This window comes from Streptomyces sp. NPDC015127, assembly GCF_043080095.1.
Lineage (GTDB): Bacteria > Actinomycetota > Actinomycetes > Streptomycetales > Streptomycetaceae > Streptomyces.
In genome coordinates this window covers 49,785-72,036 of the sequence record NZ_JBIBVE010000004.1, presented here as the reverse complement: position 1 = coordinate 72,036, position 22,252 = coordinate 49,785, and the positions used below count along the sequence as shown (strand labels likewise).

20 protein-coding genes and 2 tRNA genes are annotated in these 22,252 nt (G+C 72.0%); 16 read left to right on the top strand and 6 right to left on the bottom strand.

Annotation, left to right across the window (positions count from 1 at the left end; translation table 11 throughout):
• The first annotated feature begins 6 nt into the window (after positions 1–6).
• Both rfbD and ACF08N_RS09280 read left to right on the top strand, forming a co-directional pair.
• Complete coding sequence (gene rfbD / locus ACF08N_RS09285) at positions 7–873, top strand: dTDP-4-dehydrorhamnose reductase (protein WP_392324320.1); 867 nt, start codon at positions 7–9, stop codon at positions 871–873.
• A gap of 77 nt (positions 874–950) precedes the next feature.
• Positions 951–1,745, top strand: coding sequence for a class I SAM-dependent methyltransferase (locus tag ACF08N_RS09280; RefSeq protein ID WP_392323982.1), 795 nt, complete (start codon positions 951–953; stop codon positions 1,743–1,745).
• A gap of 89 nt (positions 1,746–1,834) precedes the next feature.
• On the opposite strand, the gene rfbC is transcribed toward ACF08N_RS09280, so the two are convergent.
• Together rfbC and ACF08N_RS09270 are read right to left on the bottom strand one after the other, a co-directional pair.
• The gene (gene rfbC / locus ACF08N_RS09275) at positions 1,835–2,434 is read right to left on the bottom strand and encodes a dTDP-4-dehydrorhamnose 3,5-epimerase (protein ID WP_392323981.1); all 600 of its coding nucleotides are present in this window, start codon (positions 2,432–2,434) and stop codon (positions 1,835–1,837) included.
• Between the two features lie 87 nt (positions 2,435–2,521).
• Positions 2,522–4,579 carry a glycosyltransferase family 2 protein gene (locus tag ACF08N_RS09270; RefSeq protein WP_392323980.1) on the bottom strand — a complete coding sequence of 686 codons (2,058 nt, stop codon included), beginning with the start codon at positions 4,577–4,579 and terminating at the stop codon, positions 2,522–2,524.
• Positions 4,580–4,892: 313 nt separating this feature from the next.
• On the opposite strand from ACF08N_RS09270, the gene proB reads away from it, so the two are divergent.
• From proB to ACF08N_RS09245, 5 genes are all read left to right on the top strand, one after another.
• The gene (gene proB / locus ACF08N_RS09265; RefSeq protein WP_392323979.1) at positions 4,893–6,020 is read left to right on the top strand and encodes a glutamate 5-kinase; all 1,128 of its coding nucleotides are present in this window, start codon (positions 4,893–4,895) and stop codon (positions 6,018–6,020) included.
• A gap of 139 nt (positions 6,021–6,159) precedes the next feature.
• Positions 6,160–6,765 carry a hypothetical protein gene (locus tag ACF08N_RS09260; protein WP_392323978.1) on the top strand — a complete coding sequence of 202 codons (606 nt, stop codon included), beginning with the start codon at positions 6,160–6,162 and terminating at the stop codon, positions 6,763–6,765.
• Positions 6,766–6,837: 72 nt separating this feature from the next.
• Entirely contained in the window at positions 6,838–8,130 is a 1,293-nt protein-coding gene (locus ACF08N_RS09255) for a glutamate-5-semialdehyde dehydrogenase (RefSeq protein WP_392323977.1), read from the top strand.
• A 90-nt stretch (positions 8,131–8,220) separates the two neighbouring features.
• Positions 8,221–8,841, top strand: coding sequence for a hypothetical protein (locus ACF08N_RS09250; protein ID WP_392323976.1), 621 nt, complete (start codon positions 8,221–8,223; stop codon positions 8,839–8,841).
• A gap of 167 nt (positions 8,842–9,008) precedes the next feature.
• Entirely contained in the window at positions 9,009–10,082 is a 1,074-nt protein-coding gene (locus ACF08N_RS09245; protein ID WP_392323975.1) for a hypothetical protein, read from the top strand.
• Between the two features lie 313 nt (positions 10,083–10,395).
• On the opposite strand, the gene ACF08N_RS09240 is transcribed toward ACF08N_RS09245, so the two are convergent.
• Positions 10,396–11,448 carry a M48 family metallopeptidase gene (locus ACF08N_RS09240; protein ID WP_392323974.1) on the bottom strand — a complete coding sequence of 351 codons (1,053 nt, stop codon included), beginning with the start codon at positions 11,446–11,448 and terminating at the stop codon, positions 10,396–10,398.
• A 215-nt stretch (positions 11,449–11,663) separates the two neighbouring features.
• On the opposite strand from ACF08N_RS09240, the gene ACF08N_RS09235 reads away from it, so the two are divergent.
• The 6 genes from ACF08N_RS09235 to ACF08N_RS09210 all read left to right on the top strand — a co-directional run bounded on the left by ACF08N_RS09235 (position 11,664) and on the right by ACF08N_RS09210 (position 15,760).
• Positions 11,664–11,828 (top strand): hypothetical protein, encoded by a 165-nt coding sequence (locus ACF08N_RS09235; protein WP_215184465.1) that lies wholly within the window; start codon positions 11,664–11,666, stop codon positions 11,826–11,828.
• 38 nt (positions 11,829–11,866) lie between these two features.
• Positions 11,867–12,490: a nicotinate-nucleotide adenylyltransferase gene (gene nadD / locus ACF08N_RS09230; RefSeq protein WP_392323973.1), complete on the top strand. Its 624-nt coding sequence runs from the start codon at positions 11,867–11,869 to the stop codon at positions 12,488–12,490.
• A gap of 19 nt (positions 12,491–12,509) precedes the next feature.
• Positions 12,510–14,279, top strand: a complete 1,770-nt coding sequence (locus ACF08N_RS09225; protein WP_392323972.1) for an LCP family protein — start codon at positions 12,510–12,512, stop codon at positions 14,277–14,279.
• A gap of 118 nt (positions 14,280–14,397) precedes the next feature.
• Complete coding sequence (rsfS, locus tag ACF08N_RS09220; protein WP_392323971.1) at positions 14,398–14,832, top strand: ribosome silencing factor; 435 nt, start codon at positions 14,398–14,400, stop codon at positions 14,830–14,832.
• A gap of 5 nt (positions 14,833–14,837) precedes the next feature.
• The gene (locus ACF08N_RS09215; protein WP_392323970.1) at positions 14,838–15,515 is read left to right on the top strand and encodes a histidine phosphatase family protein; all 678 of its coding nucleotides are present in this window, start codon (positions 14,838–14,840) and stop codon (positions 15,513–15,515) included.
• Positions 15,516–15,687: 172 nt separating this feature from the next.
• Positions 15,688–15,760: transfer RNA gene (locus ACF08N_RS09210), tRNA-Ala, on the top strand.
• A 113-nt stretch (positions 15,761–15,873) separates the two neighbouring features.
• Here ACF08N_RS09210 and ACF08N_RS09205 read toward each other — a convergent pair.
• Entirely contained in the window at positions 15,874–16,746 is an 873-nt protein-coding gene (locus ACF08N_RS09205) for a helix-turn-helix transcriptional regulator (protein WP_392323969.1), read from the bottom strand.
• Positions 16,747–16,840: 94 nt separating this feature from the next.
• On the opposite strand from ACF08N_RS09205, the gene ACF08N_RS09200 reads away from it, so the two are divergent.
• The 3 genes from ACF08N_RS09200 (at position 16,841) to ACF08N_RS09190 (ending at position 18,975) form a co-directional block, all read left to right on the top strand.
• The gene (locus ACF08N_RS09200; protein WP_392323968.1) at positions 16,841–18,280 is read left to right on the top strand and encodes an MFS transporter; all 1,440 of its coding nucleotides are present in this window, start codon (positions 16,841–16,843) and stop codon (positions 18,278–18,280) included.
• Between the two features lie 306 nt (positions 18,281–18,586).
• Complete coding sequence (locus ACF08N_RS09195) at positions 18,587–18,760, top strand: hypothetical protein (protein WP_018846673.1); 174 nt, start codon at positions 18,587–18,589, stop codon at positions 18,758–18,760.
• A gap of 142 nt (positions 18,761–18,902) precedes the next feature.
• Positions 18,903–18,975 (top strand) — tRNA-Ala (locus tag ACF08N_RS09190).
• A gap of 61 nt (positions 18,976–19,036) precedes the next feature.
• Here the strand turns inward: ACF08N_RS09190 and ACF08N_RS09185 are convergent.
• Positions 19,037–20,626, bottom strand: a complete 1,590-nt coding sequence (locus tag ACF08N_RS09185) for a ferredoxin (RefSeq protein WP_392323967.1) — start codon at positions 20,624–20,626, stop codon at positions 19,037–19,039.
• Positions 20,623–22,089, bottom strand: coding sequence for a hypothetical protein (locus ACF08N_RS09180; protein WP_392323966.1), 1,467 nt, complete (start codon positions 22,087–22,089; stop codon positions 20,623–20,625). Before ACF08N_RS09180 ends, ACF08N_RS09185 begins: the two co-directional genes overlap by 4 nt.
• Between the last annotated feature and the right edge of the window lie 163 nt (positions 22,090–22,252).

The window sequence follows — 22,252 nt, the reverse complement described above, 5'->3', positions numbered from 1 at the left end:
GGCGGCATGCTGGGCCGCGACGTCCTCGGCCGCCTGGTGGCGGCGGGTGTGCCCGCCACCGGGCTCGCCCGCCGCGACCTCGACATCACCGGCCCCGACGCGGTCCGCGCCGCCCTGGAGGCGCACCGGCCGGCCGTGGTGGTCAACTGCGCGGCCTGGACGGACGTCGACGGCGCCGAGGAGCACGAAGCGGCGGCCCTCGCCGTCAACGGCACCGGACCCCGCGTCCTCGCCGAGGCGTGCAAGGAGAGCGGCGCCGTCCTGCTGCACGTCTCCACCGACTACGTCTTCGCCGGTGACGCCCGCGAGCCCTACGCCGAGGACGCCCCCACCGGTCCGCGCAGCGCGTACGGGCGCACCAAGCTGGCCGGGGAGCGGGCCGTTCGGGACCTGCTGCCCGAGACCGGCCATGTCGTGCGCACGGCTTGGCTCTACGGCGCGGGCGGCCCCAACTTCGTGCGCACGATGATCAGGCTGGAGGCCGCCCGGGACACCGTGGACGTCGTCGACGACCAGCGCGGCCAGCCGACGTGGAGCGCCGACCTCGCGGACCTGCTGGTGCGGCTCGGGCACGGCGCACTCGCCGGCACCGTGCCCGCCGGAGTCCACCACGGCACCAGCGCGGGGGAGACGAGCTGGTACGGACTCACCCGCGAGATCTTCCGGTTGCTCGGCGCCGACCCGGATCGCGTGCGCCCCACGACCAGTGCCTCCTTCGTGCGGCCCGCCCCGCGTCCCGCGTACAGCGTGCTGGGACATCAGGGGCTTGTGCGCAGTGGTGTCGAACCCATTCGCGACTGGCACAAAGCGCTCGCAGAAGCGTTCCCGGAAGTTGTCGCGGCAGAGCGCGGAATGGGTGCTACCGGCGGGTAGATGTTTACGTTCGGGGCGCGTACACGCTAACTTCGCTGGGAATCAATCCATTTGATTCCCAGCGAAGGGCTCCATCAGTGGACCGCCATGGCTTCCTGCGCCAGCTGCACCGCATCTACAAACCCCGGAACTATCTGGAGATCGGGGTCAACGACGGCCGCAGTCTGGCGCTTTCCCGGGTTCCCTCCGTAGCGATCGACCCGGCATTCCGGGTCGTGACGAGCATCAGCTGCGATGTGCACCTGGTCAGAGCCACGAGTGACGACTTCTTCGCCCGCAAGGACCCTTTGGTCCATCTGCGCAACGGCCGCAATCCGTTTCGCGCACTCGCCCGCAAGGACCCGATGAACGTTCTCGGCGGCGAACCCCGCCTTGAGCTGTCGTTCATCGACGGAATGCATCTCTTCGAGTACGCGCTGCGCGATTTCATGAACGTCGAACGGCATTCCCGCTGGTCCAGCGTGATCGTTCTCGACGACATGCTCCCGAGGAGCGTCGACGAGGCCGCGCGCGACCGGCACACCAAGTTCTGGGCGGGCGACGTCTACAAGGTCGTCCAGGTGCTGCGGAAGTACCGCCCGGACCTGGTCGTCGTCGAGGTGGACACCGCGCCCACCGGCGTCGCCGCCGTCTTCGGCGCCAATCCGGAGAGCACCGTCCTCAAGGACGCGTACGACAAGATCATCGAGGAGCACGTCGTCCCCGACCCGCAGGACGTCCCGGACGAGGTGCTCGTACGAAAGAACGCCGTGCAGCCCGAGGCGCTGCTCGGCGCCGACTTCTGGCCGGGCCTGATCCGGGCGCGCACGCTGCGCAGGTCACGCGCCTCCTTCGCGCCGGTGCGCCGCGCCATCGAGGACATCACCGGCTGAGACCACCCGGAAGCTTCGCCTGGGGATGCCCCGGGCCACGAAGGCCCCGGAGGCCGGGCCGCACGGCCGGCCCGGGGCCTTCCGTCTGCTCAGCCGCCGGCGCGCAAGCGCGCGTAGTACGCCTCGCACGCCTCGTACGCCGGCAGCAGCCCCTGCCGCTCCGCCTCGGCGAGCGTCGGCGCGGCGGCGTCCTTGTCGGACAGCAGCGGTGCGACACCCTCGGGCCACTCGATCCCGAGGTCCGGGTCGAGCGGGTGGATGCCGTGCTCGCGTTCGGGGGCGTACCCCTCGGAGCAGAGGTAGACCACGGTCGCGTCGTCCGTCAGGGCCATGAAGGCGTGGCCGAGACCCTCGGCGAGATAGACGGCGTGGTGGTCGGCGTCGTCGAGGCGCACGGCCTCCCAGCGGCGGTACGTGGGGGAGCCGACACGGATGTCCACGATCACGTCGACGACCGCGCCGCGCACGCACTTCACGTACTTGGCCTGACTGGGCGGCACATCGGCGAAGTGGATGCCGCGCAGCGTGCCCCGCGCGGAGACCGAACAGTTGGCCTGCTCCAGGCGGAGCCGGTGTCCCGTCGCCTCGGCGAAGTCCGGTGCTCTGAACCACTCGTGGAAGCTCCCACGGCTGTCGGGGAAGACCTTCGGCTCGTGCACCCAGGCTCCGCCGATGGAGAGCTGCCGCATCTGTCCACTCCTCGTGTCGTGATCGCTTCGTCGTGCACCACTTCTTCGTGCACCGCTTTCCGAAGCGGCGCCTCGAGGCGGCGTCCGTCAGCCGAGCACCCGGGCCGCCAGCCGGCGCACCTTCCTGCGGCTCGCTGCCGGCAGCCGCCGCACCAGCGGACCGGCCAGAGCGCGGGCGGTGCGCCGCAGCGCCGCCCGCCGGCGCCGGACGGCCAGCTGCCGCAGCAGCATCGGGTGGGGCACCGGGAGGGCGTCGTCCGGCCGGAGCCGCCCGGCGCCGTCCACGGTCACCCCGCACAGCGGCAGCGGCGGGCCCTTCGGCCCGTCCAGCCGCACCGAGAGCTGCCAGTCGCCCTCCGGAGCTCCCGGGACGCGCCGGGGCACACTCAGGTGCGCCCGCCCAAGCTCGGACCGCAGTGCCCCGGGGAAGGTGTGCACGGGGTCGGGCGTCTCCCCGGAGTCCAACGGCTTGGTGAGCACGAGCTCCGGCGCGCCGGTGCCCACACCCGTACCCTCGCCCGTGGCGTCCGTGGTGAACAGGTCGAGCCGCAGCTCGATCCCCGCCCCCGGCATCCGCAGCACCGTGCGGCCCGCGAGATAGGGGGCCACCTTCTTGCCGCGGCGCGCCACGTCGAGCGTGAGATTGCCGTGTGGGTCGGTGAAGTAGGGGATCACCGACCGGGGCGGGGACGACAGCAGCGCGGGCAGGCAGCGGTCGTCGACCTTTCCGGCGCGGTCGGCGCCCAGACGCGTCCGGCGGGCCAGTCCCAGGCCGCGCACGGTCACCCAGGCGTCCCAGAAGCCGCGCGGGAGGCTGCCCCGGCCCTTCTTCCCGCCCTCGGACGCCAGCCGGCCTCTGCCCCGCATCACGACCTCGCAGCTCCCGTCGCCGCGGTTCTCGACCTCGGCCGTGAACATGGCGGGGCACGGCCACTCGACCGCCGTCTCGCGGTCGCGCAGCGAGAGCTCGGCCGTGAAGCCGCCGAGGTCGTCGGTGACGTCGACGAGCTCGCCGGCGGGCAGGAAACGGCCGGTGATGTCGGGGTGCAGGTACAGCCGGCCGTCCTTTCGCAGCAGCGTGAGCGGCTCGCGGTCGTCGCCGTGCACCAGGCGCGCGGTGATGCCGACCGCGACGCGGCCGTCGTCCTCCCAGACGAGGTCCTCAAGCCGCGCCGCGCCCTTGATGGAGGAGGCGAAGCGGGCCACCTGTACGAGCCCCTCCGCGTCGTCGTTGCGCAGCAGGGTCGAGCGCAGCCGCAGCAGCGGGCCGAGGCCGTTGTGCACGGAATCGGTCATGAAGTCGAGCGCGAGGGGGCGTACCGCCTCGGTCATCTCGCGCAGGTAGTCCTGGTCGTAGTTGAGGACGGCGGGCTCGCTGAGCCTGCCGAGCATCTCGACCCGGTAGAAGCGGCGCAGCACCCGGTCCCGCAGCGGGCCCGGCTCGGTGCCCGCCATGACCACGTCCAGGACCTCGCGGAGATTGCCGTAGTAGCCGGCCGGCACGAGCTTCGCCGATCCGGCGTTCTTGCCGTCGTCGCGCTTCGAGTAGTGGTAGCAGGTGTACGTGCCGAGGATGGAGACGACCTTCGCGGGGATGTACGCCTTCATCATGTACAGCTGGTCCTCGAGGCGGCGCTTGCCCTCGGGATAGGCGATGCCGTGCTCGCGCAGGAACTGCGTACGGAACATCTTGTGCGGCGTGAGGCTGTCGTACAGCGGCGCGTTGCGCAGGGTGCACTTCTCGCGGTTGTTGCGGAACACGCCGTGCGGGACGCCCCGGAAGTTGCTGGCGACCTTGCCCATGACGATGTCGGAGCCGTTGCGGTGGCCCATGTCGTACAGCCGGCGCAGGGCGTCGGTGCCGAGGTGGTCGTCCTGGTCGAGGAACTGGACGTACTCGCCCTTCGCCTCCGCGACACCGATGTTGCGCGGCTTGCCGGGCCAGCCGGAATTGGGGATGTGGATCACCCGGAAGTGGGGGTGCTCGGCGGCCAGCTCGTCCAGGCGCGCGGGAGTGTCGTCGGTCGAACCGTCGTCGACGAACAGGACCTCGAACTCCTCGGCGGGCAGTGTCTGCCCGAGCAGCGACGCGATGCACGGATCGATGTACTTTCCGGGGTTGTACACCGGGATGACGACACTCACTTTGACCGACACTATGTGCCCCGTCTCTTGTGGGAACCCGAGTCGAAGGTGGGGCCGGAGGCAGGGCGATGCGGGCGCGCGCCACCGCCCACCAGCACCTTAGCGGTTGTCCGGATTCCACATGGGCAACCGGCTCAACGCGTGCTAGCAGAAAGGCGTTTCGGCGCCCCACGGCGTGGCGCGAGGCCTGGCGTGCGGGGCGTCCCGCGAGGTCCGGGCGGCCGGATCCGGTCGGTGCGCCGGGGCGGGGCCCGGCTGTCCAGCGGGCGGAATGCGCGCGCACCCGGCAGGTGCCCTGGCATAGATTCGGCGTGTGACAGTGGCAAGACAGCAGGTGACCCAGGCAGGCAGGATCGTCGTCAAGGTCGGTTCGTCGTCGTTGACCACCGCCGCGGGCGGTCTCGACGCCGACCGGGTGGACGCCCTCGTCGACGTCCTCGCCAGGAGCCGCAGCGGGGGCGAGAAGGAGATAGTCCTCGTCTCCTCCGGAGCCATCGCCGCGGGACTCGCCCCGCTCGGCCTGACCAGGCGTCCCAAGGACCTGGCCCGTCAGCAGGCCGCCGCCAGCGTCGGCCAGGGACTGCTCGTCGCCCGCTACACCGCCTCCTTCGCCCGGTACGGCGTCCGCGTCGGTCAGGTGCTCCTGACCAGCGACGACACCAGCCGCCGCGCCCACTACCGCAACGCTTACCGCACCCTGGACCAGCTGCTCGCCATGGGAGCCGTCCCGGTCGTCAACGAGAACGACACGGTCGCCACCGACGAGATCCGCTTCGGCGACAACGACCGGCTCGCCGCCCTCGTCGCCCATCTCGTCCGGGCCGACCTGCTGGTCCTGCTCTCCGACGTCGACGGTCTCTACGACGGGGACCCCGCACGGCCCGGCACCTCGCGCATCGAGGAGGTGCGCGGCCCCGAGGACATCGCCCACGTGCAGATCGGCAGCGCTGGCAAGGCGGGCGTCGGCACCGGCGGCATGGTCACCAAGGTCGAGGCCGCCCGGATCGCGGCCGCCGCCGGCGTGCCCGTCGTCCTCACCTCCGCCACGCGCGCGGCCGACGCCCTCGCCGGACGCGCCACCGGCACCTTCTTCCACGCCACCGGGCGCCGCTCCGCCGACCGTCTGCTGTGGCTCGCGCACGCCTCCACCCCCCAGGGCTCGCTCACCCTCGACGACGGCGCGGTGCGGGCCGTGGTCAAGGGAAGGAAGTCGCTGCTTCCGGCGGGGATCGCCGCGGTGGACGGCGAGTTCAGTGCCGGTGACCCGGTCGAGCTGCGCGACACCGCGGGCCGCGCGGTCGCCCGCGGCCTCGTCAACTTCGACGCCAAGGAGATCCCGCAGCTGCTCGGCCGCTCGACCCGCGAGCTGGCAAAGGAACTGGGCCCCGCGTACGAACGGGAAGTCGTACACAGGGACGATCTCGTCGTTCTGGAGCCCTGACCGGGCCCTGAAAGGGCGGAAAGTCCCGCCATCTGGCAGAGACCTTTACCAAAACCGCCCCACACCCCGCCGCGGGCTGGTCCACTTTGTTGCGGGGGTTGGCGGGGTACGGAGACGACGCAGCAACAGGAGGCCGCCGGTGAAACGAGCGCGCCCTGGGGACATGCCCCGAGGCAAGGGGAGGACGGTCTCCCCCGCCCGTCGGGCAGTGGGCGAGGAGCGAACCCTGACCAGTGTGGGAGGGGCCGCGGAACTCGACGACGGATTCGGTGACGGGCTCGGCGGGGCCGACGGTTCCGCGAGAGCCGCGGGCACGTCGGCCGGCGGCGGGTCCGGCGGCGCGGCCGTCCCGACCCGCGTACGAGGCGTCGCCGAGGCACCGGGCCGTCCCGACGAGCAGGCGCTGTCCAAGCTCTGGCACATCACGCTCAGCGTCTCCGGACCGGAGGCCCCGCTCAAGGAAGTCCGCCGCGGCCTGGAGCAGCTCGCCCACGACCACCCCTTCCTGCTGACCAGCCGCTACGCCAACGACCACGCGGAGATCCGCTACTGGGAAGAGGCCCGCGACCTGCACGATGCGGCAGCCGTGGCCCTGCGGCTGTGGGGCGAGCACCGCTCGACCGCCAAGCTGCCGCCGTGGGAGATCGTCGGCCTGGAGGTCATCGACCGGCAGACCTACCACCAGCGGATCGCCGAGGGCTATGGTCCGCCACCCGCATACCCGGTGGGCGTGCACCCCTTCTGAGGTTCTGAGGCTTCTGTCTCGCAGTGCGGGATACGTTCCGGACAGCCGCCGCGGGCGCACTACCCTGCGGGTATGACGTCGCTCTCTTCGGTATCGCCGTACGACAACATGTCCCCGGTCGCCCAGGTCGCCTACCGGGCCCGGGCCGCCGCCGCCGACCTCGCGCCGCTGCCGCGGTCGGCGAAGGACGACGCGCTGCTGGCGATCGCCGACGCGCTGGAGGTCCGCACCAGTGAGATCGTCGAGGCCAACGCGGAGGACATCGCGCGGGCCCGCGAGGCGGGCACCAGCGAGGCGATCGTCGACCGGCTCACGCTGAACCCGGAGCGGGTGCGCGCCATCGCCGCGGACGTGCGGCACGTGGCGGCGCTGCCCGACCCGGTGGGCGAGGTGGTGCGCGGCTCGACCCTGCCCAACGGCATCGACCTGCGCCAGGTGCGCGTCCCGCTCGGTGTCGTCGGCATCATCTACGAGGCCCGGCCCAATGTGACCGTGGACGCCGCCGCGCTCTGCCTGAAGTCCGGCAACGCCGTGCTGCTGCGCGGCTCCTCCTCCGCCTACTCCTCCAACACCGCCCTGGTGAAGGTCATCCGGGACGCCGTCGGCGGCTCCGGGCTGCCGGCCGACGCCGTGCAGCTGGTGCCCGGCGAGAGCCGCGACTCGGTACGGGAGCTGATGCGCGCCCGCGGCATGGTCGACGTCCTCATCCCGCGCGGCGGCGCCTCCCTGATCCGGACGGTCGTCGAGGAGTCCACGGTCCCCGTCATCGAGACCGGCACCGGCAACTGCCACGTCTACGTCGACGCCGAGACCGACATCGACACGGCGGTCGAGATCCTGATCAACTCGAAGGCGCAGCGCCCCAGCGTCTGCAACGCCGCCGAGACCCTCCTCGTCCACAAGGACGTCGCCGCCGCCTTCCTGCCCCGCGCCCTGGACGCGCTCGCGGACGCGGGCGTGACGGTGCACGGCGACGAGCGCGTCGTGGAGTACGCGGACGCCACCAAGGCCACGATCGTCCCGGCGACCGCCGAGGACTGGGAGACCGAGTACCTCTCCTACGACATCGCGGCGGCCGTCGTGGAGTCGCTGGAGGCGGCCGTCGCCCACATCCGGCTCTGGTCCTCCGGCCACACCGAGGCGATCGTCACCACCTCGCAGGCCGCGGCCCGCAAGTTCACCCAGTTGGTCGATTCGACGACGGTCGCGGTGAACGCGTCCACCCGTTTCACCGACGGTGGTCAGTTCGGTTTCGGCGCGGAGATCGGCATCTCCACGCAGAAGCTGCACGCGCGAGGGCCGATGGGCCTGCCCGAGCTGACCTCCACGAAGTACATCGTCACCGGCGACGGTCACATCCGGTGACCGTCAGCGGCGCCTCCCGGGGCGTCACCCGGGCGGGGAGAGTTCGTCCTCTCCCTGCCCAAACCTCCCGGCCCGGTCTACTCTGAGAACGTGCCGGACGACGTGGGGGGCAGGCCGTTCCAGGACGGCGGGGACCCTGAGGACTCTGTCGACCGCGGGGGCGCGGACCAGGACTTCGCCTCCGTGGTGTTCGACGAGGACTTCGTACGGGCCGCCGAGATCCATGAACCGACCGCTGTCGAGCGGCTACTGGCCGCCGCCGAGGCGCGCGCGGAGGCCGAGGCCGCCCGCTCCGGCCCGCGCGGAGCCCCCTCCGACGACGATCTCTACGACGAGCTCCGCGGCCCGGACGGCTACGGCCATGGCCGCGGCCGCGAGTACCGGGACGAGGACGAGGACGACGACCTCGACACCGCGAGCCCGTACGGACGCCACGGCGGCGCCTTGCGCCCCTACCGCGGCACCGCGCGCTGGCACCGGCCGGTGGCCTGGATCCTGGCCCTGGTGATGGGCATCGGCATGGTCGCCCTCGCCTTCACCGCCGTCTACCGGGGAGCCTCCAACAACCGCCAGGACCAGGTGCCCCAGCCCGCCCGGACGGGTGTGGACGCCCCGCCGACGGGCGCCACGGTCAGCGGCCGCGGGAGCGGTCCCACGGCCTCCGCCGACCGCCCGGCCCCCCTGGTCCCCGCGCAACCACGCACCCCCTGAACGGGGGGCGAGCGCCTCTTGAGCGCCAGGCGCTCGCCCGGTGAACGGCTGCCGCCCCGCCCCTCGGACAGCGGCGTGCGCCCATGTGGACGAGCGCGTGAGAACTCGTCAGAACTTGTCGTGTACCAGCGCGTTTATCGTGCCCGCGTCAGACCTACCCTGAGAGTATGGCTCGGCGCGGAGACCCGCCGGAGGGGACACCCGAGGGGCTCCCAGGCGGTGAGGACGAGTACCGATCCGTCGTGTTCGACGAATCGTTCGTGCGGGCTGCCCGGGTCCAGGAGTTCTCCGCCGAGGAGCGCATGGGCGAGCACGCCCCCGCCGTGCGCAGCGTCCCGGGTGGCGGCGGGCGTCACCCGTCGAAACAGCTCCTGCTGCTCGTCCTCGTCGTCGTTGTCGCCTTCGGCACGGCCGTCTACCTGGGCATCCGCCAGCCCCAGCAGCCCCTCGCGGCCAGACCGGCGGAACACCTCCGCATCACGCTCGTCCCCCTCGCACCGGGCGGCCCGGTGCCCGGCGGCACGCCCGCCGAGCTCTTCGCGCACAGTCCCGCCGCCCAGTACCGCAGCGGGGCCGCCGGGATCACCATGCCCGCGGTCCGCCGCACCGACCACTTCAGCGAGGGTCAGGTGCTGATCGCCCTGGCCACGGCCAAGGACTACCTGGTGGAGTCGTCCCTCGACCCCGACGTGATCACCAAAGGCGCGGTGCGCCCGGTGCGTGCGCTGCTCCATCCCGACCAATTGGCCCAGTTCGACCGGAGCGTGGCCGCGCCGGCGGCCGACGGCCGCCACGTCACCACGGGCTGGCTGGTGCGCTTCGACCCGGCGAAGGTGGCGCTGGCGGACCCCACCGTGCGCGTGGAGGGCACGCTGCTGGTCACGGAGGCGGGCTCCGACGCGCTGGAGGTCACGTCCGACCACACCTTCGTCTACGCGCTGCGGCCCGCGGCCGCGGCGGGGCCCGTGAGCGACGAGGCGTCGCTGTTCACCGTGCGGCGTGAGATGCGCTTCCGTGTCGACCGCGACGATCTGCGCCACCACCGGCTGGAGGTGCTGGCCAGCTCGGTCCAGGCCGGGCCTCAGGACTGCGCGGCCGACGCGACGGCCACGCTGCGTCCGCTGCTGGCCGGCCAGCGGGCCGGCACGGACGGCCCGGCCGTCACCGACCCGTACGCGCCGGGCCTGGCGGTCGTCTCCCTGTGCGGATCTCTTTCCCCCGCGGCCCAGCCGTCCCCGTGAGGCGCGGGGCGCGCCGCGCCTTGGGCCTGGGGCTCGTGAGGCGCTGTGCCTCGGGCCTCGGGCTCGGCGGCCCCCGCCGGGGCCAGAGCGGGACCGCAGGGCCCCGCCGCGCAGGTGCCGTCGGACTCGGCCGGCCCCTCCGGGGTCAGCGGGACCGCAGGTGGCCTCAGGTTCGGAGGCGGCCGCGCCGGGGGTCCGCAGGGCCCGCCGCGCAGGTGGCCTCGGGCTCGGCCGGCCCCCGCCGGGGCGGATCCAGGCCCGCCCGGCGAGAGGCGCACCGCCGGGCACGGATCGTGCCCGGCGCCCGCCGTGGTCAGGCGTCCGGCGTCCCGCCGGTACCCGTGCCCGTGCCTCCCGTGAACTTGTCGCGCAGCTTGCTGCCCAGGTCGCCCGCGCCGCCCGCTATGTCGCCGACCAGCTTCATCAGCGGATCCTTGCTCGTCCTCACCGAATCCGCGTAGTGCGACGCCGATTCGCGGAACGAGTCGCTCACCGAGGTGTCCTTGTCCTCCGTGCGCCGCGGGTAGTGGCCGTCCATGATCCGCTGGTAGTCGCGGCTCTCCGCCCACTTCTTCAGCTCGGCCGCCCGGACGGTGGTGAACGGGTGGGAGCGGGGCAGCACATTCAGGATCTTCAGGACCGAGTCCCGCAGGTCGCCCCCGGCCTCGTACTCCTCGGCCTGCGCCAGGAAGGCGTCCACGTTCATCTCGTGCAGGTGATTGCCACCGGCGATCTTCATCAGTCCGCGCATCGACGCCTGGAGGTCCTGGCCGACCAGGAGCCCGGCGCGGTCCGCCGAGAGCTCCGACTTGCGGAACCACTCCCGCAGCGCCGTGACGATCGCCATGATCGCCATGTTGCCGAGGGGGATCCAGGCCACCTTCAGCGCCAGGCTGGTGAGGAAGAGCAGGATCGTCCGGTACACCGAGTGGCCGGAGAGCGCGTGGCCCACCTCGTGGCCGACGACCGCGCGCATCTCCTCCTCGTCCAGCAGCTCCACCAGACCCGTGGTGACGACGATGATCGGCTCGTCCAGGCCGATGCACATCGCATTGGGACGCGGGTCCTGCGTCACGTACATGGCGGGGACCTTCTCCAGGTCCAGGATGTAGCAGGCGTCCCTCAGCATGCTGTGCAGGTGCGCGAACTGGGCGTCGCTCACCCGCACCGAGTCGGACAGGAACAGCAGCCGCAGACTGCGCTCGGGCAGCAGGCCGCTGAGCGCCTTGAAAACGGTGTCGAACCCGGTGAGCTTGCGCAGCGCCACCAGCGCCGAGCGGTCCGCGGGATGCTCGTAAGCCCGTGAGGAGATCTCCGGGAAGCGCTCGCGCCGCCTGCTCGGCGCGTGCTCCTGGCTTTCGGTCATGTGGTGCCCCCTGGTGTGATGCGTGCCGTGCTCGTCCCCCTTGAGGACCCCCAGACTAGGTGCTGGGGTTGCGACGCGGCGGGGGCTGTGGACAACCACAGTTGCCGAGCTGTGGAGAGCACAACGACCGAGTCGGCGTGAGCGTGCCCGAACGGCCCGCATACGATGTGCGCGAAGTCTCTGGTCCGACTCCCGATCGATAGGTCCTGCTGAAGATGAGCCTCACCAGCGCTGCCGCCGCCAACCTGGTCACTCTCGCCCAAGGCGGAGAGCACGGTGGCAACCACGAAAGCCTCAACCCGTACATCACCGGCGGCGGCGCCCTGCTCGTGCTGCTCCTGCTGCTGTGGGTCACCACCCGCTTCAACCGCGACCGCTGAGTCCGGGCCGGCCGCCCGTGCCAGTAGGCTCTGCACGCATGGGAGAGCAGAACGTGGCTACGGGTTCCGGTACCGGCAAGCGCCGGCTCGGTGTGATGGGCGGGACCTTCGACCCGATCCACCACGGGCACCTGGTGGCCGCCAGCGAGGTGGCCGCCCTGTTCCACCTCGACGAGGTGGTGTTCGTGCCGACGGGACAGCCGTGGCAGAAGACCCACAAGAACGTGTCACCGGCCGAGGACCGCTATTTGATGACGGTCATCGCCACGGCGTCCAACCCCCAGTTCTCGGTGAGTCGCATCGACATCGACCGGGGCGGGCCGACGTACACGATAGACACGCTGCGTGAGCTGCGGTCCCTCAACGACGACGCGGATCTCTTCTTCATCACGGGCGCCGACGCGCTCTCCCAGATCCTCAGCTGGCGGAACGCCGAAGAGCTGTTCTCGCTCGCCCATTTCATCGGTGTGACCCGTCCGGGCCACGATCTGACCGACGACGGGCTGCCCGAGGGCGGGGTCTCCCTGGTGGAGGTCCCCGCGCTCGCGATCTCGTCGACCGACTGCCGTGAGAGGGTCGCCCAGGGCGACCCGGTCTGGTACCTGGTGCCGGACGGTGTGGTGCGCTACATCGACAAGCGCCAGCTGTACCGCGGCGAGTGAGCCACGGAGAGGGGCACCGGTGAACGACCAGCAGAATCCTTACGACCCGTACCACCAGCAGCCGCAGATCGTGAGCTACGACGAGTACGGACAGCCGGTCTATCAGCAGCCCCAGCAGTACGACCCCTACGCACAGCAGCAGTCCCGGCACCCTCAGCAGCCGCAGCCCCCGCAGGCCGGAGACCGGCCTGGGGAAGGGCAGGGGTACGGCTACGACCCGTACGCCCAGCAGTCCCCGGACGCAGCGGGCCGGCGCGACGACTACGGGCAGTACGACCCGTACGGCACGCAGCAGTACAGCGCGCAGCCCGGACAGCAGGGATACGGCTACGACGGGTACGGCTACGACACGGGCACCCAGCCGGCGGCGGTCGACACCACGCAGCAGTGGAACATCCCCCACCAGCAGCCCGCTCCCGCCGGGCAGCAGGGCCCCACCGGGCAGCAGGCCCAGGCCGCGCCCGCACCGGCTGCCGTGCCGGAACCGCGGCGGGGCGCGGACCGCGACGACCACCGCGACGACCGCGATTACCGCACCGAGCAGTTCTCGTTCATCGAGGAGCCGGACGAGGACTCCGAGGACGTCATCGACTGGCTCAAGTTCACCGAGAGCCGCTCCGAGCGCCGCGAGGAGGCCAAGCGCCGCGGCCGCAACCGGATCGTCGCGCTCGTCGTCGCGCTGGCGCTCGCCCTCGTCGGCGGCGTCGGCTACCTCTGGTACGCGGGCAAGCTGCCCGGACTGTCCGGCAGTGAGAGCACCGGCGGCACCGCGGCCGGCCCGCAGAAGCGCGACGTCATCGTCGTGCACCTGCACAACACGAAGAGCGAGCGGACCTCTACGGCGCTCCTCGTCGACAACGTCACGACCGGGCAGGGCACGACCGTCCTCCTTCCGAACTCACTCTCCGTCGCCAACGACGACGGAACCGCCACCACGCTCGGCAAGTCCGTCGAGGACGACGGGTCCACCGGTACCCGCGAGGCGATCGGGACCCTGCTCGGCGCGAAGATCTCCGGCACCTGGCGGCTGGACACCCCGTACCTGGAGAACCTCGTCGAACTGGTCGGCACGATCGACCTGACCACCGACACCGAGGTGCCCGGTGCGAAGAAGGGCGACGAGCCGCTGGTGAAGAAGGGCGAGAACCAGACGCTCGACGGACCTGCCGCCGTCGCCTACGCGACGTACGTCGGGCCCGGTGAGGCCGAGGAGAAGCAGCTGCAGCGCTTCGGCCAGGTCATGCAGGGCGTGCTGAAGAAGCTGCCGGACGACGAGAAGTCGGCGACCGTCGTCGTCGAGACACTCGCCCAGATCCTCGATCCGTCGCTGAACGAGCGGGATCTCGGCAGCTCCCTCGCCAAGCTCGCCGAGCACGCCAAGGGCGGTGACTACAAGACCGCGCTGCTGCCCGTGCAGCAGGACGGCACGCTCACCGAGCGGGCGGCGGACAGCGTGGTCAAGGACGTGCTCGGCGGCTCGGTCAGCGCACCGGAGCAGGGCGCGGCCGTGCGGGTCGGCATCAAGAACGCCAGCGGTGACGACACGGCCACCGAGGCGGCCCGGATCTCGCTCGTCAACGGCGGCTACACCGTCATCGACGGCGGCAGGGCGGACACGACCGCCACCTCACAGGTCACCTACGGTGACGAGGCGGCGAAGGCGAAGGCCGTGGAGGTCGCGAAGACGCTCGGCCTGCCCGCGGACGTGGTGAAGAAGGCCAGGGCTGCCGCGAACGCCGATGTGTCGGTGGTCCTCGGTTCCGACTTCGAGGGCGGCACGGAGGACTGAGCCGGGCCCGGCGCCGCAGCCGGGCCCAGCACTGACGCGTCCCGAACAATGACGGTGAGGTCTGTCGGCCGTCCGTGAGACCCTTGAAGGGTTCCTGACCGCCGACGAAAGCCTGCTTGTGACCGCTACGGACCGTTCCATCGAGCTCGTCAACACCGCCGCCCAGGCGGCCGCCGACCGGCTCGCGCACGACATCATCGCGTACGACGTCAGCGACGTGCTGTCGATCACCGACGCCTTCCTGCTCGCCTCAGCCCCCAGCGACCGCCAGGTCAAGTCGATCGTCGACGAGATCGAGGAGCGGCTGAACAAGGAGCTCGGCGCCAAGCCGGTGCGACGTGAGGGCGACCGTGACGCCCGCTGGATCCTGCTCGACTACGTCGACATCGTCGTCCATGTCCAGCACAGCGAGGAGCGCGTCTTCTACGCCCTGGAGCGGCTGTGGAAGGACTGCCCCGAGCTTCCGCTGCCGGAGGACGCCAAGAAGACCCGCGGAAAGGCCGAGGAGCACGCTCGGCTCGCCGGCAAGGAAGCGGAAGGTGAGCTGAGCTGAACGGCATGAGCGGCGGGGGTGCGGCCGGTGACGTCCGCACCAGCAGGAAGCGGGGCCGCCGTGTGGTCCTGTGGCGCCATGGACAGACCGCGTGGAACCTGGAGCGCCGCTTCCAGGGCTCCACGGACATCGAGCTGACCGAGACCGGCGTCGCCCAGGCGCGGCGCGCGGCCCGGCTGCTCGCCTCGCTGAAGCCCGACGCGATCGTGGCCTCCGACCTCAAGCGGGCCGCGGCGACCGCGGGCGAGCTGGCGGCTGTCACCGGCGTCGACATCTCCTACGACGCGGCGCTGCGCGAGACGTATGCGGGCGTCTGGCAGGGCCTGACCCACGAGGAGATCGTCACGCAGTACGGCGACCAGTACGCCGCCTGGAAGCGCGGCGAGCCCGTGCGCCGCGGCGGCGGCGAGCTGGAGACCGAGGTCGCGGACCGGGCCTCGCCCGTGGTCCTGCACCACGCGGACAAGCTGCCCGACGAGGGCACTCTCGTCGTCGTCAGCCACGGCGGCACGATCCGTACGACCATCGGCCGGCTGCTGGGCCTGGAGGCCCACCACTGGGAGAGCCTCGGCGGTCTGTCGAACTGCTGCTGGTCCGTGCTGGGCGAGGGCGCGCGCGGCTGGCGTCTGCTGGAGCACAACGCCGGGACGCTGCCCGAGCCGGTGCTCGGCGACGACACCTGAGACCCCACGGCCCTCCCGGCAGGCTCCGCCCTGCCGCGCAGAGGCTGCCGGCCCGGCACCGGCCACGCCCCGGCGACCACCGCCGGGGCGGCCCGCGGACCCGGATTTCACTTTCCGGCAGGTCGCAGGCTAAAGTTCTTCTTGTTCGCAGCGCGGAGCGCGAAGAACACGCGGGGCTATAGCTCAGTTGGTAGAGCGCCTGCATGGCATGCAGGAGGTCAGGAGTTCAATTCTCCTTAGCTCCACAATCAGGATCCCGTCCCCGGCAGGGGGCGGGATCTTCGCGTTGGCCCTGGTGCCGGTGCCGTGGTCCGCGCGGAGAGGACGGGCCCCGGCGACAGGCCCCGTCGGCCCGGCGTCAGTCCCGCATCGCCCGCAGCGTCCGTATTCGCGCGCCGCTCTCCTCGTCGTCCGGCGTGTAGGCCACGATCCGGCACTCCGGCATCCCGTTGATCGACAGCGACACCGACGTCATCCGCACCTCGCCGATCGCCCGGTGACGGAAGGTCTTGACCCGCGGGCCCGGCGGAATGACGTCACCGCTCTCCCACAGCCGCGCGAACAACGGGCTCGCCGCCGACAGACGGCGGATGAACGACTCCCAGGCCGGCTCGCCCACATGACGCCCGTACGCGCCGCGCAGCTGCGCCACCATCAACGGCAGCTCCGAGTCCCGGAAGACGACCGGGCAGGACGCCTCGGACATCGTGAACAGCGTCCACAGCACATTGCGCATGCCGAGGGCCCCGGGGTCGTGCAGCGCGAAGAGGACGCGATAGGCCCGGTTGGTGGCCAGGACGTCGTAACGCGCGTTGTAGACCACTGCGGGGTGGGGGTCCAGCGCGTCGATGATGCCCTGGATCTCCGGTCCGACGCTCTGCCCCTCCTCCGCGGGGTCCGGCACGTACGGGACCTCCGCGAGGTGGTAGAGGTGCTCGCGCTCGGGCTGGTCGAGCCGCAGGGTGCGGGCCACGGCGTCCAGCACCTGCGCCGAGGCGTTGATGGGGCGGCCCTGCTCCAGCCACGTGTACCAGGTGACGCCGACGCCCGAGAGCTGCGCGACCTCCTCACGGCGCAGGCCCGGCGTGCGCCGCCGGAGCCCCGGGGGCATACCGACGTCGGCCGGTGTCACCCGCGCCCGGCGGGAACGCAGGAACGCGGCCAGTTCGGGCCGGCGCCGCTGGTGCGCCCCGCCCCTGATCCCCGTCGTCATCGTGGTCACGCCCCCCATCGTCGATGTCGCGGTCTACCGTTGCCAGGTGCTGTCGGTACCAGCATCGACGGGCTCTCGTTACCCGTATCCGGCGCGCGGCAGTCTCGCCGCCATGACGACGACCGTTCCGCGAACCCCACGCTCAAGTAAAGACCCCGCCACTGACAGCGGCGGCCCCCGGCTGCTCCTGGCTGCCGTACTCGCCGCCCAGTTCATGGCGCTCCTCGACACCTTCATCGTCAACGCGGCGGCCCCCACGATCCGCGCGGAACTCCACACCTCCGGAGCCGACCTGCAACTCGTCGTCGCCGGGTACACCATTTCCTACGCCGTCCTGCTCATCACGGGCGCACGCCTCGGCGCGATGCTCGGCCACCGCCGCGTGTTCCTCGGCGGCCTGGCGGCCTTCACCGTCTTCTCGCTGGCCTGCGGACTCGCCGCCGATACCGGGCAGTTGATCGCCTTCCGCTTCCTCCAGGGCGCCGGAGCGGCCCTGATGATCCCTCAAGTGCTCAGCCTCATCCAGCGCAACTTCACCGCGGAGGGCCGGGTACGGGCGCTCGGGGCCTACTCCGCCGTCCTCGCGAGCGGCGCCGCCGCCGGCCAGGTCCTGGGCGGCGTCCTGGTCAGCGCCGACCTGTTCGGCACGAGCTGGCGGCCGGTCTTCCTCGTCAACGTGCCCATCGGGCTCGCCCTCCTGCTCCTGGGCGCCAGGGTGCTGCCGCGGGACAGGCAGGCGGGCGGGGCGCGCGCCGGTGGCCTGGATCTGCCCGGTCTGGTGCTGCTCGCGGCGGCGGTGTCGCTGTTCACCGTGCCGCTGGTCGTGGGACACGAGCACGACTGGCCGCTGTGGACCTGGCTGTCGCTTGTCGCGTCGGCGGTGACCCTCGGAGGGCTTCTGGCGCACGAGGCACGGCTCGCCCGCCGGGGCGGCGCGCCCCTGATCTCGCCGCGGCTGCTGCGCAGTCAGGGAATCGGCCTCGCGGTGCTGAGGATCGCGGCCGTCATGGCGGTGAACGCCGCCTTCCTGTTCACCGTCACGCTCCACGTCCAGGGCGGACTGGGATACAGCGCTCTGCGCGCCGGGCTGGTGTTCGCGCCGTCCGCGGTCGTGTTCGGCGCCGTGGCGATGACCTGGCGGCGCTGGCCGGCCGCATGGCAACGGGCCCTGGTTCCGGCCGGGTTCGTCGTGACCGGGCTCGCGGGCGCCGCCGTGGGGGCGCTGCTGCGGGACGGCGGGGACGGCGGACCGCTGCTGTACGCGGCCTGCGTCGCCAGCGGAGTCGGCATGGCGGCCGCCTACAGCCCCACTCTCACCGGCGCGCTGGCGACGGTGCGGCAGGAGGACGCCGCGGACGCGAGCGGGCTGTTGGTCACCGTCACCCAGCTGGGACAGATCATCGGCGTCGCGGCGTTCGGCACCCTCTTCCTCGGCCGGCTGACCGCACCGGGGCCCCAAGGGTCCGCGGACGCCCTGTGGGTGACGACGCTCGCGCTGGCGGCCGCCTGCGCACTGGGTGCCGTGGCCGGTCTCGTTCGCAAACGCCGCTGACCTCCTTGCGTGGCCATGGCAGAATCGGACGGCCGGAGGGGACACCGGCGGTACGGGAGGGAGAGCACGATGTCCGCCAGCGGCGAGGAAGCCCAGGAGGCTGCCGATGACCTGCTTGCCACGGCGGAGGCACGTGCTCGCCTCAGCTGTCCTTCCTGCGGTTCCGCCCATGTCGCCCAGGTCCTCGGGGACAACGGAGGCGTTTCCTACGTGTGCACGGCCTGCGGCCACAGCTGGAGCTGAATGATGGGTGCCCACAGGCGGAAATGCGACTGGTGCGGCAGCGGTACGCCGATCGTCAGGGACATGGATCCGGTCAATCCGGAGTACCAGTACTGGTGCGAGGAGTGCGCGCGGGCGCTGATCATAAAAGGCGACCCCATCGAGACCTACCGGGAGCTGGAGGGGGAGCCGATCTACGGACGGCTGCTGGACGAGCACTGCACCCTCAAGCGGTTCTACTCGTTCGCAACCGCCTGAGCCGTCCCTCCGCCACCCGCCCTTGAATCGGACATTCCGGACCTTGCCGGTCCGGGGCGGAAACGATTTGGAGATGCGCCGACGGGGGCGTTAATGTTCTCTACGTCGCCGCGAGGGAAACCCGGACGGTGGTGCACAGCAAGGGGCTATAGCTCAGTTGGTAGAGCGCCTGCATGGCATGCAGGAGGTCAGGAGTTCAATTCTCCTTAGCTCCACAGAAGAGAAAGCGGGCCACCCGGATCGGGTGGCCCGCTTTTCTGTCCTCTGCGCCTTCCGTCAACTCCGGCCGCTGCCAAGAGCCTTGCGATTGCTGCTCGGCAGTGCGGGGCGCGACGGCTCCGGCGCAGGGGCCGCCACCTGCTCGATCCGCATCGCGAGCGCCGGGCAGCGGCGCACGGCACGCTGCGCGCGCCCGCGCATGTGCATCGGGACCACCGCGTCGGCCACCGAGGGGTAGCCGTCGGAGTTGATCCGGATCAGCTCCGGGATGATGTCGGCGCACAGCCCGTGCCCCTGGCAGAGCGTCCAGTCGATGAAGACCTTCTCGCCGCTGGGAATGGACTCCTCCACCTCCTCGTAGCCGGGCAGCGGCAGGGGCAGCACACCGGTCACCGGGCGCCCGCAGCCGCCGTCCAGCACATGCGCGGCGAGATCGTCGGTGAACGCGGACAGTGTCGAGGCGAAGAACCGCGCGGAACCGTCGGGGTGCTTGCACGCACCGCGGCCCTTCACCGCCCCCGTCACCTCCCGCAGCGCCTCCAGGGCCGCCGGACCGCCGCCGTTGATCACGTCGGCGAGTCCGCCCGCCGCGGCCGGCAGGCCGAGCTTGCACGGTCCGCACTGGCCCGCGGTCTCCGCGGCGAGCCAGTTGGCCACCCGCAGCGACTCGCCGAGCGCACACGTCTCCGGGCCGATCGGCAGGATCGCCCCCGCGCCCAGGGCGCCCCCCACGGACGCCAGGGACGCCTTGGAGACGACCGCCTCGTGCACGGCGACCGAGTCGATCCAGTTGCCGTGGTAGCCGCCCGTGAGCACGCCCTGCGGCAGTGGCGGCGCACCGGCCAGCTGGAGCACGTACCGCAGCGGGACGCCCGTGGGCACCTCGACGACCATGGGGCGCGAGACGGCCCCGGAGATCGTCAGCATGACCGTGCCGGGCTCGGAGTCCAGGCCGGTGTGCGCGTAACGGCGTGAGCCGATGCGCGCGGCGACGGCGAGCTGCGCGAACGTCTCCGCGTTCGACAGCAGCGTCGGCGCGCCGCCGACCCCCGAGTCCGCGGCGCGCACCCGGCGGCCGGGCGGCAGTGCCGGGCCGCCGTTGACCGCGCGGATGACGGAGGACGCCTCCCCGGAGACCATCCGCTCCGGCGTGCGGACGACTCGTGCGCGCAGCTGCTGACCGCGGCGGTCGCTCAGACCGCGTTCGGCGAGCGCGGCGCGCATCGATACCTCCGTGGAGTTGCGGGTGACCGCGACCACCAAGGTGCGTGCGCCGAGCGCCTCGGCGGCCAGCAGCGCACCGTCGAGGATGAGGTGCGGAGCGCGGTTGAGCAGCACCGTGTCCTTGCGGCAAGCCGGTTCGCCCTCGCTGCCGTTGACGACGACGACGGGCCGTACGCCGCGTCGGATCGCCGACTTGGCGACGGCGCGCAGTTTCCTGCCGAAGGGGAAGCCCGCGCCGCCGCGGCCGGTCAGCGATATCTCCTCGGCCAACTGGGCGAGCCGTTCGCCGCTGACCGGCTCCAGCGGTCCGTGGACCTTCAGATGCATCTGCAGGTCGAGACGTTCGACCAGGTCGAAACCCTGCGTGAGCTGGGGAAGGCCGACGACACGGACCTCGGGGACGTCGGGGAGCGGGCTGTTCACGGTCGTTCTCCTGCAGGTGCGTTCCAGGGCTCTCCGGCCGGCGGCTGGAAGAGGGGCCCTGGCATCGGCGCTGTCTCGTCGTACGCGCCGGGGCCGCCGGTCCCGTACGCGGAGCGGTCGTCGTACGGGGAGGGTGACGCGGCCTCGTTCGCGCCGGCGGCGCCGTAGGAGGCGGCGGGGGAGCCGTAGCCCCCGGTGGTGTCCTGGGCCGTCATGGCGCCGTAGGGGGCGGAGGCGGGTTCGTAGGGCGGCGTGGTGGAGCCGTAGACGGGCGGGATGTCGTAGGAGGGCGCCGGGTCGAACAGCGGCGGGGGCGGGGTGTCGTAGGAGGGGGCCGTGTCGAACAGCGGCGGGGGCGGGGTGTCGTACAGCGGCGATGCCTGCTCCGGGCGCACGGCCTGGGCGGGCGGGGGCGGCGAGGGGGTGGGCCAGGTGCCCGGACGGGGTCCCGTCTCGGACACCACGGGTATCTCCTCCGTCATCGGCACCCGCTCGGCGAGCGGCGCAGCGGCCTCGGCCGCCAGGGACACGGCCCGGTAGGCCGCGGCCATGCCGGGGCCGCGGCCGGCGCCGGAACCGCCGGGGACCACCGTCGGCTCGGCGTCCGGCGGCGGAGGGGCCTCGTAGAGCTGCGGTGAGGGTGCGGCCAGCCGGGGCGGCTGCGCGCGCGCCTGTCCGAGCGGCGGCGGGAACTCCTGCTCGTAGGGGCGCTGCGAGGAAATGCCGTTCGCCCTGTCGACACGGTCCATGCGGTCCATGCCGGCGGATACGGCCGAGCGGCCCGTCCCGTTCAGTCCGCCCGCGCCGGGCAGCGGAGACGTGGCCGGATCCCGCTGTGCCTGGTCGTCGACGGCGGGGGGCCCGCCGTCGGCACCGGTCAGGGACATGATCCTCGCGGCGACGCGCCGCTGCACCGGCCGCGGCAGCAGCCGGACCGACACCGCGGCCGCCACCCCGAGCAGGGCCAGGCAGTACAGGGTGACGACCCAGGTCGCCGCCGGGCGACCCGCGTAGAGTCCGTGGACGAGGGCGAAGCACCAGGCCGGATAGGCCAGCATGTGCAGCGGCCGCCAGCGGCCGGCGACACGGACATTGCCCGCCAGTGCGCTGCGGAGCGCCCCGGTCGTGGCGGCGACCACCATGAGGAAGCCGGCCAGCGACCCGAAGCCGATGAGGGCGGAGGTGCCCGTGACGCCGAGACCGAACGGGATCAGCGCGCCGATCAGGGCCACGTGCCCGAGCGAGACCTTCACGGTGGCGTGCAGCAGCAGGAAGCCGAGCGAGGCGACCGCGGTCGTCCGGTGGATGCCCTGGGCGAGCAGGCGGTGGCGCGGGGAGAGGAGCACCCGGTCCGTGGCGATCAGCCCCCATGCGACGGAGGCCGTCAGCGACACCAGGGACAGGACCCCGGTGGTGAAGTCGAGCGCGGCGCGAAAGCTGTCGCTGCCCCCGATGGCGAGCACGGGAATGAGGATCAACGCGGCCGCGTAGAGGCCGCCTTGCACGGGGCGGCCGATTCCGGACCCGGGGCCCGACGGCAAACGCTGTGTGAGACGAGGGTTCATGGGGCGACTCCGAATGGTGCGGGAAAGCTGTCCCGTTGACGCACTCTAGGTCGACCCATAC